The 13,479-nt window shown below is 62.8% G+C and carries 12 protein-coding genes and 2 pseudogenes; 9 read left to right on the top strand and 5 right to left on the bottom strand.

Translation table 11 applies throughout. The annotated features are described in order from the left end of the window. Positions 1 to 3 precede the first annotated feature (3 nt). The 3 genes from AC3Z8Y_RS17890 to AC3Z8Y_RS17880 all read right to left on the bottom strand — a co-directional run bounded on the left by AC3Z8Y_RS17890 (position 4) and on the right by AC3Z8Y_RS17880 (position 3,528). Positions 4 to 1,836, bottom strand: a complete 1,833-nt coding sequence (locus AC3Z8Y_RS17890; protein WP_490086952.1) for an ABC transporter ATP-binding protein — start codon at positions 1,834 to 1,836, stop codon at positions 4 to 6. A 57-nt stretch (positions 1,837 to 1,893) separates the two neighbouring features. Beyond that, a complete protein-coding gene (locus AC3Z8Y_RS17885) occupies positions 1,894 to 2,457 on the bottom strand; it encodes a peptidylprolyl isomerase (protein ID WP_490086951.1) in 564 nt (187 codons plus the stop codon). A gap of 147 nt (positions 2,458 to 2,604) precedes the next feature. Further along, complete coding sequence (locus AC3Z8Y_RS17880; protein ID WP_490086950.1) at positions 2,605 to 3,528, bottom strand: PA3225 family LysR-type transcriptional regulator; 924 nt, start codon at positions 3,526 to 3,528, stop codon at positions 2,605 to 2,607. A gap of 138 nt (positions 3,529 to 3,666) precedes the next feature. Here AC3Z8Y_RS17880 and AC3Z8Y_RS17875 point away from each other — a divergent pair, with 138 nt between their 5' ends. The 5 genes from AC3Z8Y_RS17875 to AC3Z8Y_RS17855 all read left to right on the top strand — a co-directional run bounded on the left by AC3Z8Y_RS17875 (position 3,667) and on the right by AC3Z8Y_RS17855 (position 7,470). Beyond that, entirely contained in the window at positions 3,667 to 4,266 is a 600-nt protein-coding gene (locus AC3Z8Y_RS17875) for an FMN-dependent NADH-azoreductase (RefSeq protein WP_490086949.1), read from the top strand. 49 nt (positions 4,267 to 4,315) lie between these two features. Continuing rightward, positions 4,316 to 5,170, top strand: coding sequence for a carboxylate/amino acid/amine transporter (locus AC3Z8Y_RS17870; RefSeq protein WP_490086948.1), 855 nt, complete (start codon positions 4,316 to 4,318; stop codon positions 5,168 to 5,170). 112 nt (positions 5,171 to 5,282) lie between these two features. Continuing rightward, the gene (locus tag AC3Z8Y_RS17865; protein WP_490086947.1) at positions 5,283 to 6,602 is read left to right on the top strand and encodes a DEAD/DEAH box helicase; all 1,320 of its coding nucleotides are present in this window, start codon (positions 5,283 to 5,285) and stop codon (positions 6,600 to 6,602) included. Positions 6,603 to 6,691: 89 nt separating this feature from the next. After that, the gene (locus AC3Z8Y_RS17860; RefSeq protein WP_490086946.1) at positions 6,692 to 7,069 is read left to right on the top strand and encodes a transcriptional regulator; all 378 of its coding nucleotides are present in this window, start codon (positions 6,692 to 6,694) and stop codon (positions 7,067 to 7,069) included. A gap of 278 nt (positions 7,070 to 7,347) precedes the next feature. Further along, positions 7,348 to 7,470: a PA1414 family protein gene (locus AC3Z8Y_RS17855; protein ID WP_490086945.1), complete on the top strand. Its 123-nt coding sequence runs from the start codon at positions 7,348 to 7,350 to the stop codon at positions 7,468 to 7,470. 14 nt (positions 7,471 to 7,484) lie between these two features. Here the strand turns inward: AC3Z8Y_RS17855 and AC3Z8Y_RS17850 are convergent, their stop codons facing one another. Together AC3Z8Y_RS17850 and speB are read right to left on the bottom strand one after the other, a co-directional pair. Further along, positions 7,485 to 8,975 carry a purine-cytosine permease family protein gene (locus AC3Z8Y_RS17850; protein ID WP_490086944.1) on the bottom strand — a complete coding sequence of 497 codons (1,491 nt, stop codon included), beginning with the start codon at positions 8,973 to 8,975 and terminating at the stop codon, positions 7,485 to 7,487. A 157-nt stretch (positions 8,976 to 9,132) separates the two neighbouring features. Further along, positions 9,133 to 10,083, bottom strand: coding sequence for an agmatinase (gene speB, locus AC3Z8Y_RS17845; RefSeq protein WP_181111530.1), 951 nt, complete (start codon positions 10,081 to 10,083; stop codon positions 9,133 to 9,135). A 155-nt stretch (positions 10,084 to 10,238) separates the two neighbouring features. Between speB and AC3Z8Y_RS17840 the strand changes: the two genes are divergently transcribed. The 4 genes and pseudogenes from AC3Z8Y_RS17840 to AC3Z8Y_RS17825 all read left to right on the top strand — a co-directional run bounded on the left by AC3Z8Y_RS17840 (position 10,239) and on the right by AC3Z8Y_RS17825 (position 13,439). After that, positions 10,239 to 11,132 carry a LysR family transcriptional regulator gene (locus AC3Z8Y_RS17840; RefSeq protein WP_181111531.1) on the top strand — a complete coding sequence of 298 codons (894 nt, stop codon included), beginning with the start codon at positions 10,239 to 10,241 and terminating at the stop codon, positions 11,130 to 11,132. Between the two features lie 131 nt (positions 11,133 to 11,263). Further along, a pseudogene (locus AC3Z8Y_RS17835) lies at positions 11,264 to 11,554 on the top strand (PAS domain-containing protein); the annotation flags it as partial. Between the two features lie 306 nt (positions 11,555 to 11,860). Next, a pseudogene (locus tag AC3Z8Y_RS17830) lies at positions 11,861 to 12,838 on the top strand (methyl-accepting chemotaxis protein); the annotation flags it as partial. A 19-nt stretch (positions 12,839 to 12,857) separates the two neighbouring features. Next, positions 12,858 to 13,439: a tRNA-uridine aminocarboxypropyltransferase gene (locus AC3Z8Y_RS17825; RefSeq protein WP_490086943.1), complete on the top strand. Its 582-nt coding sequence runs from the start codon at positions 12,858 to 12,860 to the stop codon at positions 13,437 to 13,439. The last annotated feature ends 40 nt before the right edge of the window (positions 13,440 to 13,479 follow it).

Below are 13,479 nucleotides of genomic sequence, written 5' to 3'. Positions count from 1 at the left end.
AGGTCAATCCACCCCGACGAACCCGCCGGTCTGGTGCCGCCATAGGCGCGAATACAGGCCCTTGTGCGTCAGCAACTCACTGTGGCTACCCACTTCCACCACGCGGCCTTTGTCCATCACTACCAGCCGGTCCATCTGGGCGATGGTGGACAACCGGTGAGCGATGGCGATCACGGTCTTGCCTTCCATCAGGGTTTCCAGGCTCTCCTGAATGGCCGCTTCCACTTCAGAGTCCAGCGCGGAGGTGGCTTCGTCCATGATCAAGATCGGCGCGTTTTTCAGCAGCACCCGGGCGATAGCGATCCGCTGCCGCTGCCCACCGGATAGCTTGACGCCACGTTCGCCTACATGGGCATCCAGGCCAACTCGGCCCTGGGTATCGGTGAGGTGTGCCAGGAACTCATCCGCCTTGGCCTTGCGCAGGGCCTCCCATAGCTCTTCGTCAGTGGCGTCCGGGCGGCCATACAAGAGGTTGTCGCGGATCGAGCGGTGGAGCAGGGCGGTGTCCTGGGTAATCAGGCCGATCTGCTCGCGCAGGCTTTCCTGGCGTACATGCGCGATGTCCTGGCCGTCGATGAGGATGCGCCCGCTTTCGAGGTCGTACAGCCGCAACAACAGGTTCACTACCGTGGATTTACCCGCCCCGGATGGGCCGATCAGGCCGATGTTCTCTCCGGGTGCGATTTCCAGGTCCAGCCCGCTGATGACTCGGCCAACCTTGCCATAGTGGAATTCCGCAGCTTCGAAGCGGATGCCGCCGCGCTCCACCTTGAGGTCCTTGGCATCAGGCGTGTCCGTCACGCTCAAGGGCTGGGCGATGGTTTGCAGGCCGTCTTGCACCATGCCGATGTTCTCGAAGATGCCGTTGACTACCCACATGATCCAGCCGGACATGTTTACGATGCGGATTACCAGGCCGGTCGCCAGGGCGATAGCACCCACGGTGAGCAAGCCCTGGGTCCACAGCCACAGTGCCAGGCCGGTGGTGCCCACGATCAGCAAGCCGTTGAGCGTGGTGATCACCACGTCCATGCTGGTGATCACCCGGCTGGCCAGCTGGGTCTTCTCGGTTTGCTCGGTAATGGCCTCGCGGGCGTATTCCTGCTCCAGGTTGGTGTGGGCGAACAGCTTGAGCGTAGTGATGTTGGTGTAACCGTCCACTATCCGGCCCATCAGCTTGGAGCGGGCATCGGACGACACCACCGAGCGCTCCTTCACCCGCGGCACGAAGTACCACAGAGAAATGACGTAGGCCACGATCCAGAGGATGAGCGGAATCATCAGGCGCCAGTCGCTTTCGGCGAACAGCACCAGTGAGCTCACGGCGTAGATCGCCACGTGCCACAGCGCGTCCACCGCCTGCACCGCCGAGTCGCGCAGCGAGTTGCCGGTTTGCATGATCCGGGTGGCGATCCGCCCGGCGAAGTCACTCTGGAAGAAGTTCATGCTCTGTTTGAGCACATGGCTGTGGTTTTGCCAGCGAATCATGCTGGTCATGCCCGGGGAAATGGCCTGATGCACCAGCAGGTCGTGCAGGCACACGAACACCGGGCGGATGATCATGGCCACTACCAGCATCCACAGCAGGCTGCCCCAGTGCTCGCTGAAGAAGCGATCGGGCGCGGTAGTGTTGACCATGTCGATGATGTCGCTGAGGTAGCTGAACAGCGCCACTTCGATGAGCGCGGCAATCAGGCCTACAACCAGCAATGCGGCAAAACTGGGCCATACCTGGCGCAGGTAATACAGGTAGAACGAGGTGACCTTGCCAGGCGGTGCGTCGGTGGGTGCTTCACGAAATACATCGATCCACTTTTCGAAACGGCGGTACAGCATTGGCATCCCCTCCAGTTCAGTACACCGCCCGGGGGACGGGCGGTGGCAAGGCACGGATCAGTCGATACGCTTGGCGGTCTTGATCATGATCGGGTTGGACGGCACGTTCTGCATGCCGCCGCGGTTGGTGGTGGGGCTGTTCACGATGTTGGTGACCACGTCCATGCCCTTGACCACCTTGCCGAACACGGCATAACCGAAGTCCCGGCCACCGTGGTCAAGGAAGGCGTTGTCGTTGACGTTGATGAAGAACTGGCTGGTGGCCGAGTTCACATCGGAAGTACGTGCCATGGCCAAAGTACCGGTCAGGTTTTTCAGGCCGTTGTCGGCTTCGTTCTTGATTGGCGCCTGGGTAGGCTTTTCGTTCATGTTGCGGTCATAGCCGCCGCCCTGAACCATGAAGTCAGGGATCACCCGATGGAACTGGGTGCCGTTGTAGTGGCCGCTGTCCACGTAGCTCAAAAAGTTTTTGGTGCTGACTGGCGCCTTGTCGGCATCGAGCTCGACTTCGATCTGGCCCATGTCAGTGTCGAGCAGTACATGGGGCTTGTTCGCGGGCGCTGCCTGAAGGGTAGCAGCGAACATCACGGAGCAGGCGCAAAGAACGAGTTGTTTGAACATGGAGGCAGGGCTTCCTTCGTGTAAGTGTTTGTAATGACTGCCGCACGCTGCGGCGCCTCAGCCGAGGCAGCTTCACAGGGTACCGCAAAAGGCCCTCGATACCCTTAATGGATGCCCGCTGGGCGCGGACGTTCCACCGCCATGGGCTCAGGTGGAAGGCGGCGCCGCAAAGGGAGCATCCAGGGGCGCGGTGTCGAAACTGCGTAACAGCTCCACCAAGATCTGGGTGGCGGGGCCGAGGGGCTTTTCCTTGCTGGCATACAGGTAGAACACCGGGTGGCGGCTGCCGCCTTGGTCCAGGGGCAGCGGCTTTAGCAGTGCTTCGCGCAACTCGCGCTCGATCACATGCCGCGGCAGCCAGGCAAAACCCAGCCCGCTGCTCACGAAGCTGGCAGCGGTGGCAAGGCTACCGACCGTCCAACGTTGCTCAGCGCCTAGCCAACCCACGTCGCGTGGCTGTTGCCGCCCGGAGTCGCGAATCACCACCTGCAACTGGCTTTCCAGGTCTTGGAAGGTGAGTTCACGGTTCATCCGGTGAAGCGGGTGGTCCGGGTGCGCCACCGCCACGAATTCCACCGCGCTCATCTCTGTGCCCAGGTAGCCAGGAATGTTGAACCCGCTGATGGCCAGGTCCGCGATGCCTTCCTGCAGCACTTCTTCCACGCCAGACAGCACTTCCTCGCGCAGCCGCACCCGGCAGCCGCGGCTTTGCGGCATGAATGCCGTCAAGGCGCGGACGAGGCGGGCGTTGGGGTAGGCGGCGTCGACCACAAGGCGCACCTCCGCCTCCCAGCCTTGCTCCATGTGCTGGGCAAGGTCTTCCAGTTGGCTGGCTTGTTTCACCAGTTGCCGGGAGCGGCGCAGCAGCACCGCGCCGGCATCGGTGAGCACGGCCTTGCGGCCATCGATGCGTAGCAGTGGTACGCCCAGCTGCTCTTGCATGCGCCCCACGGTGTAACTCACCGAGGACTGCGAACGGTGGAGCGCCTGCGCTGCCTGGGCGAAACCACCGTGGTCGACTACAGCCTGAAGGGTACGCCACTGATCGAGGGTTACGCGGGGTGCCTTCATCGGGGCTACCTGAAAGAGTGTGATGGCTTATTAAACAGGAAAACTGATGTTTTGTAGCGATTTTTTGCGCTTTTCAATCGATAGGCTGGCCACTAACCTGCGCTCATTCCACAACACATCTTTCCAATGAGGTTCGCCATGTCCCATGTACAAGTGATTGAAAGCAGCGCTCGCCAGGAAGGTTCGGTTTCCCGGGACCTGACCCAAGCCTTTATCGCTCAATGGAAAGCCGCGCACCCGGATGACAGCCTCCAGGTACGTGACCTGGCGCGCCAACCGGTTCCTCACTTGGACGCGACCCTGCTGGGCGGCTGGATGAAGCCCGAGGCCGATCATACGGCTGCCGAAGCCCAGGCGTTGGCCCGCTCCAACGAACTGACAGAAGAAGTGCTGGCTGCCGACGTGCTGGTACTGGCCGCGCCGATGTACAACTTCGCAATCCCCAGCACGCTCAAGGCCTGGTTCGACCATGTGCTGCGTGCCGGCGTAACCTTCAAATACACCGAAACCGGCCCGCAAGGCCTGCTCACCGGCAAACGCGCGTATGTGCTTACCGCTCGCGGTGGTATTCACGCTGGCGCGACCAGCGACCATCAGGAACCCTACCTGCGCCAGGTACTGGCGTTCATCGGTATTCATGATGTGACATTCATCCACGCCGAAGGCCTGAACATGGGCGCCGACTTCCTCGAAAAAGGCTTGGGCCAGGCGCGTGCGCTGCTGGCGGACATTGCCTGAGCCAGCTGCCTGAATGTGTTAAAGTCGCGCGCTTTGCCCGAAGCGCGCCATGCCCTACCTGCTGATCGTTACCCTCGTTCAAGCCTTCTCGTTCAGCCTGATCGGCGAATACCTCGCCGGTCACGTGGACAGCTACTTCGCCGTGCTCGCGCGGGTGCTGATCGCAGGCCTGGTGTTCCTCCCGCTTACCCGCTGGCGTACGGTACCCGCAGCCTTCGCCCGCCGGCTGTTGCTGATCGGCGCATTACAGTTCGGGGTGACATACGTGTGCCTGTACCTGAGCTTCCGCGTGCTCACGGTACCCGAAGTGCTGCTGTTCACCATCCTCACCCCTGTGCACGTAACCCTTCTACAGGATGCCTTCGAGCGCCGTTTCAACGCGTGGGCGTTGTTGGCTGCGCTGGTGGCTGTGGCGGGGGCGGCGGTGATCCGTTTCGACGGTATTTCCGGGCACTTCCTGGGTGGCTTCCTGTTGCTTCAGCTGGCCAACTTCACCTACGCCGCAGGGCAAGTGCTGTACAAGCGCCTTGCTGCCGAGCAACCACTGCCCGGGCCGCATTTCCATCGCTTCGGCTATTTCTTCCTTGGCGCGTTGCTGGTGGCATTGCCGGCCTACCTGGCGTTCGGCAATCTTGCCCGGCTTCCCGACGCGCCCCTGCAGTGGGGTGTGCTGCTGTTCCTTGGGCTGATAGCGACCGCATTCGGCATGTACGCCTGGAACAAAGGCGCCAGCCAGGTGCCCGCCGCCACGCTGGCGGTAATGAATAACCTGCACGTGCCGGTGGGCCTGTTGCTCAACCTGCTGGTCTGGAACCACAACGAACCGCTCGGCCGCCTGGCATTGGGTGGCGCGATTATCCTTGCCTCGGTATGGATCAGCCGTCGCCGCCCGGCGCTGGCCTGAGCCTGTCGGCGGGTCACCCGGGCACCCGCTCGGGCGCTTGCGGCTCGCTTGTAGGCCGAAGCTCCGCTACCCTATGCCGTCGTTCCACGTTCTCCTTCGAGGTAGTACCCCAGTGTTTTCCCAATTCGCCCTTCATGAACGCCTGCTCAAAGCCGTGGCCGAGCTCAATTTCGTCGAGCCGACCCCTGTGCAGGTCGCGGCCATTCCGCCAGCGCTCGAAGGGCGTGACCTGCGGGTAACCGCCCAGACCGGCAGCGGTAAAACCGCCGCCTTCTTGCTCCCCTTGCTCAACCGCCTCATCGGCCCGGCGCGCCCACGTGTGGATATCCGCGCGATCATCCTGCTGCCCACCCGTGAGCTGGCCCAGCAAACCCTCAAGGAGGTGGAGCGCTTCTCCCGCTACACCTTCATCAAAGCAGGGCTGATCACCGGTGGCGAGGACTTCAAGGTACAAGCGGCGATGCTGCGCAAGGTGCCGGATATTCTCATCGGCACGCCAGGCCGGCTGCTCGAGCACCTCAATGCCGGCAACCTCGACCTGGCCCAGGTGGAAGTGATCGTGCTGGATGAAGCCGACCGCATGCTGGACATGGGCTTCGCCGACGACGTGAACCGCCTGTGCGACCTGTGCCCGGCGCAGCGCCAAACCCTGCTGTTCTCCGCCACCACCGGCGGCGCGGGCCTGCGGGACATGATCGCCAAGGTGCTGAAAGATCCCGCGCACCTGATGGTCAATAACGTCAGTGACCTGAGCGAGTCGGTGAAGCAGCAGATCATCACCGCGGACCATAACGCCCACAAGGAAGCGATCGTTCAGTGGCTGCTGGCCAACGAAACCTACCGCAAGGCCATTGTGTTCACCAACACTCGCAGCATGGCCGACCGCATTTATGGCCACTTGGTGGCGAAGGACTTCAAGGTATTCGTGCTGCACGGCGAAAAGGACCAGAAGGACCGCAAGCTGGCCATCGAGCGCTTGAAGCAGGGCGCTGCGAAGATCCTCGTGGCCACGGACGTCGCCGCTCGCGGCCTGGACGTGGACGGCCTGGACCTGGTGATCAACTTCGACCTGCCGCGCAGCGGCGACGAGTACGTTCACCGTGTTGGCCGTACGGGGCGCGCTGGCAACGAAGGGCTGGCGATTTCCTTGATCTGCCATGGCGACTGGAACCTCATGTCCAGCATCGAGCGCTACCTGAAGCAGAACTTCGAGCGCCGGGTGATCAAGGAAGTGAAAGGCACCTACAGCGGGCCGAAGAAGCTCAAGGCTTCAGGCAAGGCCGTTGGGGTGAAGAAGAAAAAGACCGACAAGGACAAGAAGCCCGCCGCCAAGGCCACGCCCAAGCGTAAGCCGAACGCGCGCAAGCCGGACAGCGCGGGCCTTGCCAGCCAGGACGGCCTGGCCCCGCTGAAGAAGCGCAAGGCCGAATGACTTTGCCCGGGGCTGACCGAACGGTCACCCCGGGGCCCGGTCACAACCAGGAATGCTGTGCCCTCCCACATTCCTGGAGTTACCGCACCATGCCTACCTATAACTGGGACTTGATCGAACGCTTGCTGCACAAGGTGCAAAGCACTGCCGGAGAAACCTTCGACAGCGATCATTCCGCCGAGGAACTCGCGCAAACCCAGGCCGCCGAAGGCGCCACCCCGGTTGCCGTGGATACGCTCAAGGCCGACGCCGCACGCTACGAAGCGCTGCTGCTGGAGCGCAAATTCATCGAAACGAACGAAGGGCAAGGCTATCGCCTGACCACCAACGGCGCCCGCTTGCTTGCCCTGCTGGACAGCAGCATCCCGGACAGTGAACACCCGCGGGACGTGCTAGACGAACAGGAAGATGCCCTCGATCCGCTGACCTTTGTAGAGCTGGCGGACAAGGCCCAGGTTGCCCCCTGATCACCCGGCCTTCGCCCGGTGGAACCTCTGAATCCCGCGCAAGGTCATCCGTTACACAGCATGGGAGCGACCTGCCCTTCAGCAACGCTTCCGGCTGCCGATAACGGGATTATCAGGGGCGCTGGTGGGTTACCGTTGGTCGCCACAGGTAAGCCAAAGCCCTCACTGCGATCATTCGTCGCAGCGTGGGCGATGCGCTGGCCAGCCCTCGGGTTTATGATCTGTACAGTAACGGCACACGCAGTTGCCGTATCGGGCAAGTCCCAAGGGGGCATGTGATGCAAGACAAACTCTTCAACTGGCTGCATGACCTGGCTGTCGCGCTTGGTTTGATTCCGCCCATGCAGCCGGTTCCAATTCCCACCGAGGACGACCGCAAGCGGCGCCAGCCTCGCCGCTGAGCTTCTTCGGTGATCTACGCTGCGGCAGCCAGGCCTGTTGGTAGCTTGGCTGAAGCAGGCCCGTACACTTCCGGCGACTCCGGGAACAGCTTGAGCAGCGTGAGGTAGATCACCCCAGCCAGCCCCAGCGTGACCGGCAGGCTGATGTCGATGCCGCCGGCCAGTTCGCCCAGCACACCTACGAATTGCCCAGGCAGGTTGACGAAGCACAGCCCTACCAGCGCGCTAGGCACCCAGGCGCCCATGCCCCGCCAGTTCCAGCCATGGTGGAACCAGTAGCGGCCGCCGCGCTGGCCGCGGGTGAATACCTGCAGGTCATCCGGGCAATACCAGCCGCGGCGTTTCATCAGGCCGATCAACATGATCACCATCCAGGGCGTGGTGCAGGTGATGATCAGTACCGCGAAGGTCGAAACGCTCTGCACCAGGTTTGCCGCGAAGCGCCCGATGAAGATGAACGCAATGGACATAAGGCCGATCAGCAGTGTGGCCTTCACGCGGCTCAGCACCCTTGGGAACACGCTGGACATGTCCAGCCCGGTGCCATACAGCGACGTAGTGCCGGTAGACATGCCGCCGATCACCGCCAACAGGCACACCGGCAAGAAGTACCAGGTAGGCGCGATGGCCAACAGCCCGCCGACGTAATTGTTACTGGCGATATAGTCCGGCGCCTGCACCGCAACGATGGTGGCCGTGACCAGGCCGAAGAAAAATGGCAGCAGCGTTGCCAGTTGAGCCAGCACCACCGCGCCGAGAATGCGCGAGCGTGGAGCGGTGCGCGGGATGTAACGGGACCAGTCGCCCAGGAAGGCGCCAAAGGAAATCGGATTGCTCATCGCCACCAACGCGGCGCCGATGAAGGCTGCCCAGAACCCTTCCTGGCCACGGGCAACCTGGCCGGCATAGTGCGGGTCGAACGGGCCGGCGAAGGCCACCATGCCCAGCAGGAACAAGACGCTGGCGCTCCACACGGCCACCTTGTTCACCCACAACAGGAAGCGGAAGCCGTAGATGCACACGGTAAGCACCAGGATCGCGAACAGGCCATAGGCCAGCCCCAGGGTGAGGTCGTTTTCCGCCAGGCCTATCAGGCGATGCGCGCCACCTACCAGCGCGTCGCCGGAGCTCCACACCGAGATGGAGAAGAACGCGATCGCGGTGAGCAGCGAGAGGAACGAGCCGACGATACGGCCGTGGACACCGAAGTGAGCGCCTGAGGACACCGCATTGTTGGTGCCGTTGATAGGGCCGAACAGGCCCATGGGCGCCAGGATCAAAGCCCCCACCAGCACACCGGCGATGATCGCCAGCGCGCCCGCCTGGAAGGACAGCCCGAACAACACCGGGAAGCTGCCCAGTACCGCCGTGGAAAAGGTATTGGCGCCGCCGAAGATCATCCGGAACAGGTCCAGCGGCGTGGCCGTACGGTCCTTGTCCGGGATCTGCTCCACCCCATAGGTTTCAATCTTGCCGATGCTCTGATTCGCGTTGTTGTTATGCATGATCTGCTCCGATCACTTTTTTAGTGGCAAGCTTCAAGCGGCAAGCGGCAAGCTGCAAGTTAAAGCTCCCCGCTTGCAGCTGTTCGCTCATGGGCTCAGGCTTATCTCGTTACTTGCCGCTTGAAGCTTAAAGCTTGCTTCTTGCAGCTATGGAACATCAGCGGTGCGCCACCCCCGGCATCACGCACAGCATTTCGTACAGCAGGTTGGCGCCCAGCAACGAGGTATTGCCGGTGGTGTCGTAGGGGGGCGACACCTCGACCAGGTCGCCGCCGATCAGGTCCAGGCCTTGGCAACCGCGGATGATTTCCAGCGCCTGGATGGTCGTAAGGCCACCTACTTCAGGGGTGCCGGTGCCTGGCGCCCAGGCCGGGTCGATGCCGTCGATATCGAAGCTCAAGTACACCGGGCCGCCATCCACCTTGGCGCGCACTTCTTCCATCAGCGGCGCGAGCGAGCGGTGCCAGCATTCCTCGGCCTGCACCACGCGAAAGCCCTGACGGCGGCTCCAGTTGAAGTCATCGGCGGTATAGCCCTGGGCGCGCAGGCCGATCTGTACCACGCGGTCGCAATCCAGCAGGCCTTCCTCTACGGCGCGGCGGAAGGTGGTGCCGTGGGCAATCTTCTCGCCGAACATGTGGTCGTTTACGTCGGCGTGGGCGTCCACGTGCACCAGGCCGATCTTGCCGTGCTTCTTGTGCAGCGCACGCAGGATCGGCAGCGTGATGGTGTGATCGCCGCCCAGCGTCAGGGGCTTCACGTTGTGCTCGATGATGCCGTCGTAGGCTTCTTCGATGATCCGCACCGCATCCAGCAGGTTGAAGGTGTTGATCGCCACGTCACCGATGTCGGCGACCGAGAGGGAATCGAAGGGCGCCGCACCGGTGGCCATGTTGTAGGGGCGGATCATCACTGACTCGGCGCGGATTTCCCGCGGGCCGAAACGGGTGCCCGAGCGCAGCGACGTGCCGATGTCCAGGGGCACGCCTACGAAGGCGACGTCCAGCCCGGCCGGCGAGGCCAGGTGGGGCAGGCGCATCATGGTGGCGATGCCGCCAAAGCGCGGCATTTCATTGCCGCCCAGGGGTTGGTGGAGAATCTTGTCCACGGTAAGCCTCATTCTGCGAAAGCGTGATGGCTGGAGTCTGCGCAACCGCCCGCGCCGGAAGAATCGGGCCGAGGAAAAACTTAGTTCAGGTATTTCTGAAGTAATGGCATGCTGCGTTCCTCGCTTTTTTGCCCTTGCCTGACCCGAGTGTTGCCATGGCCAATGCCTTTCCGGACCTGAAACTGCTGCGTATCTTCACCAGCGTGGTGCATCACCAGGGCTTCGCCAACGCCCAGCAGGCGCTCAACCTGTCTACCTCTGCCATCAGCACCTACATGAGCCAGCTGGAAGCCGCGCTGGGTATCGTGCTGTGCCACCGTGGCCGCGGCGGTTTCAGCCTCACCAGCAAGGGTGAGCTGTTCCATCAGGAGGCGCTGCGCCTGCTGGCGGAAATGGAAGGCTTCGAACGCTATGCCGCCGCGCTCAAGGGCGAGCTACGCGGCACGCTGAACCTGGGCGTGATCGACTCCACCGTAGGTGATCGCCAGTTGCCGTTTGCCGAAGCCATCGGCGCCTATACCCAGGAGCACCCGGCGGTGCATATCCATCTGGCGGTACAAAGCCCTTACGAGCTGCAGCTGGGCGTGCAGGAGAATCGCCTGGACCTTGCCATCGGGGCATTCTCCACGCGCATGAGCGGGCTGGTGTATCAACCGCTGTACCGCGAGCAGCACTGGCTTTACTGCAGCAGCCGGCATCCGTTGTATGCCGAGCGGCGCATTCCCGAGCAGGTCATTACCCAACAGCGCATGGTAGGGCGGGGCTACTGGAGCCAGGCCGAGCTGGCCCGGCATGGCTTCAAGCACAGCGCAGCAACCGTGGACAGCATGGAGGCGCAGCTGATTCTGGTGTTGTCCGGCGCCTACATCGGGTACCTGCCGGAGCACTACGCCCAGCCGTGGGCGGATAAAGGCGACCTGCGTGTGCTGTCACCGGCCACCTTTGGCTATCAGGCGCCGTTCTCGTTGATCCTGCGCCGGGGCCGCACTCGGGAGCCGCTGATCCAGACGTTCCGCGATCTGCTTAAAAGCCAGCTGCTGGCGAGATAACCGCAGCCGCGGCTAAAGATTTCGCAGGCAGCGCCGACACTTTTCTGAATGGATCCCGGTTTCTCGCCGCCGCGTCTCCCTCTGCTAGCCTTAAGCGCCACTGAGGGCTTTTGTCTTTTCCCTGCCAAGGAATGCTGCTCATGCGCTCCAACCTGCCTGTGACCGACCGTGAACGTACGTTCCCTGCCGAACAACGGCTGATTTCCACCACCGACCTCGACAGCCGGATTACCTACTGTAACGATGCCTTCGTTGCGCTCAGCGGCTTCACGCGCGAAGAGCTGATAGGCCAGCCGCACAACCTGGTACGCCACCCGGACATGCCGCCTGCGGTGTTTGCCCATATGTGGGAAACCCTCAAGCAGGGCAAACCCTGGATGGGCGTGGTGAAGAACCGCGCCAAGAATGGCGACTTCTATTGGGTAAGCGCCTATGTAACCCCCATCTACGAGAACGGCCGCATCGCCGGCTTCGAGTCGGTGCGCTTTCTGCCAAGCCGCGACCAGGTGCGCCGTGCCTCCGCGCTTTATGCGCGAATGGCCGCGGGCAAGGGTGCAATCGCCCCCCAAACCCGGGCCGTGCAAACGCTCAGCCGTGCCTGGCCGTTCCTTGTGGCCGGGCTGGTGGCGCTGGCAGGCTGGGCCTGGTTCACTCCCGGTATCGCGGTGGTCGCCACGCTGCTGGCGATCGCCGTGGCCTTTGCGTTGAGCGAAGCCCGGCAGCAGCAAGCCATCCGCCGAACGCTGGCAGAACACCCAAAAGCCTTCACCAGCCCTTTGGTGGCGTTGACCTACAGCGACAACAGCGGCCTGCAGGGGCAACTGGACCTTGCCATGGTGAGCGAGGAGGCACGCCTGCAAACCGCGCTCACTCGTTTGGTGGACGCCGGCCTGAGCGTAAAGGCGCGTGCGGGCGAATCCTCGGCCTTGTCCGAGGATCAAGCCGGTTCCCTTGAGCGCCAGCGCCACGAAACCGACCAGTCCGCCACTGCGGTCGCGCAAATGGCCGCGACCATTCAGGAAGTGACCCAGAACGTTCAACTCACTGCCAGCGCCGCCGAAGACGCCAACCGCCTGGCAGGCGAGGGCGGCGAACTGGCCCGGCAAAGCCTGATGGCCATGGAAGAAATGGGCGCGGCGGTGGCGGACATCGGCCAGGCCGTGAATGCACTGGCCGAGCAAACCCAGTCCATCGGCAGCGTGGCCGATGTGATCACCGCCATTGCCGAGCAAACCAACCTGCTGGCGCTCAACGCCGCCATCGAAGCCGCCCGCGCGGGCGAGCAAGGCCGGGGCTTTGCAGTGGTGGCCGACGAAGTACGTTCGCTGGCCATGCGCACCCGTACCTCCACCGAGCAGATTCATCAGATCATCAGCTCCCTGCAGGCCGGCGCTGAACGTGCGGTGCAGACCGCGAGCCGGGGCAGCCAGATCTCACACACCAGCATGGGCAGCGTGGAAGCCGTGAAAGGCGCGCTCAGCGGCATTTCAGAAGCCGTGGCGCGCATCACCAACATGAGCCAGCAGATGGCAACCGCCTCCGAGGAGCAAAGCCACGTAGTGGAGGACATCAACCAGCAGATCACCCGCATCGCCCAGTTGTGCGACCATAGCGCCGGCCAGGCCAGGCAGGGTGCGCAGATCAGCCATGAGCTGGAGCGTATGGCGGAGTATTTACATGGCTTGGCGGAACGCTTCAGTCATTAGATCCGCTTTAGAGATATTCATGCCCCGTCTGCATTGCCCTCGTTGTCAGCGCCCGGAAGGCCATTGCCTGTGTGCGCTGATCCCTCAGCTGCCCAGCCGCACGCGGGTGTTGATCCTTCAGCACCCCAGCGAAGCGGACCATGCCCTGAACACTGCGCGCCTGGCCCATTTGGGCCTGCTGAACAGCGAACTGGTGGTCACCGAACAGGTGCCGCCCGCGTTGTGGGAAGCGCACGAGGGGCCCGCGTATGTGCTGTTTCCGGGAGAAGGCTCAACGCCAGTGGCCGGACAGCTGGCAGGGCCGATGCAATTGATCGTGCTGGACGGCACCTGGCGCAAGGCCCGCAAGCTGTTGCACCTCAACCCGGCGCTGGCTGCCTTGCCACGGGTATGCCTAATTGACACTGCGCCGTCCCGCTACCGGCTGCGCAAGGCCCCGGGGCCAGGTGCGCTATCTACCGTGGAGGCGATCGTTGCCGCGCTCGAAGTGCTCGAAGTGCCTGCCTCGTTTCAGCCGCTGCTGGCCCCGTTCGACGCACTGATCGAAGGGCAGATACAGGCGATGGGGCAAGAGACCTATCAGCGTAACCACGGGCAATGAACGCCCTGATGGAATTTTCCCACAACACATAGAGAATCCT

The sequence above is a fragment of the Pseudomonas sp. 3MAES_34.3B genome, assembly GCF_058145875.1.
The sequence above is the reverse complement of the archived record's forward strand: the minus strand, read 5'-3'. Positions and strand labels throughout refer to the sequence as shown.

What these genes read in the sequence shown, in the direction of transcription:
- AC3Z8Y_RS17890 (WP_490086952.1), bottom strand. Translation starts at nt 1,836, where the DNA reads ATGCTGTACCGCCGTTTCGAAAAGTGGATCGATGTATTTCGTGAAGCA.
- AC3Z8Y_RS17885 (WP_490086951.1), bottom strand. Translation starts at nt 2,457, where the DNA reads ATGTTCAAACAACTCGTTCTTTGCGCCTGCTCCGTGATGTTCGCTGCT.
- AC3Z8Y_RS17880 (WP_490086950.1), bottom strand. Translation starts at nt 3,528, where the DNA reads ATGAAGGCACCCCGCGTAACCCTCGATCAGTGGCGTACCCTTCAGGCT.
- AC3Z8Y_RS17875 (WP_490086949.1), top strand. Translation starts at nt 3,667, where the DNA reads ATGTCCCATGTACAAGTGATTGAAAGCAGCGCTCGCCAGGAAGGTTCG.
- AC3Z8Y_RS17870 (WP_490086948.1), top strand. Translation starts at nt 4,316, where the DNA reads ATGCCCTACCTGCTGATCGTTACCCTCGTTCAAGCCTTCTCGTTCAGC.
- AC3Z8Y_RS17860 (WP_490086946.1), top strand. Translation starts at nt 6,692, where the DNA reads ATGCCTACCTATAACTGGGACTTGATCGAACGCTTGCTGCACAAGGTG.
- AC3Z8Y_RS17855 (WP_490086945.1), top strand. Translation starts at nt 7,348, where the DNA reads ATGCAAGACAAACTCTTCAACTGGCTGCATGACCTGGCTGTCGCGCTT.
- AC3Z8Y_RS17850 (WP_490086944.1), bottom strand. Translation starts at nt 8,975, where the DNA reads ATGCATAACAACAACGCGAATCAGAGCATCGGCAAGATTGAAACCTAT.
- AC3Z8Y_RS17840 (WP_181111531.1), top strand. Translation starts at nt 10,239, where the DNA reads ATGGCCAATGCCTTTCCGGACCTGAAACTGCTGCGTATCTTCACCAGC.
- AC3Z8Y_RS17825 (WP_490086943.1), top strand. Translation starts at nt 12,858, where the DNA reads ATGCCCCGTCTGCATTGCCCTCGTTGTCAGCGCCCGGAAGGCCATTGC.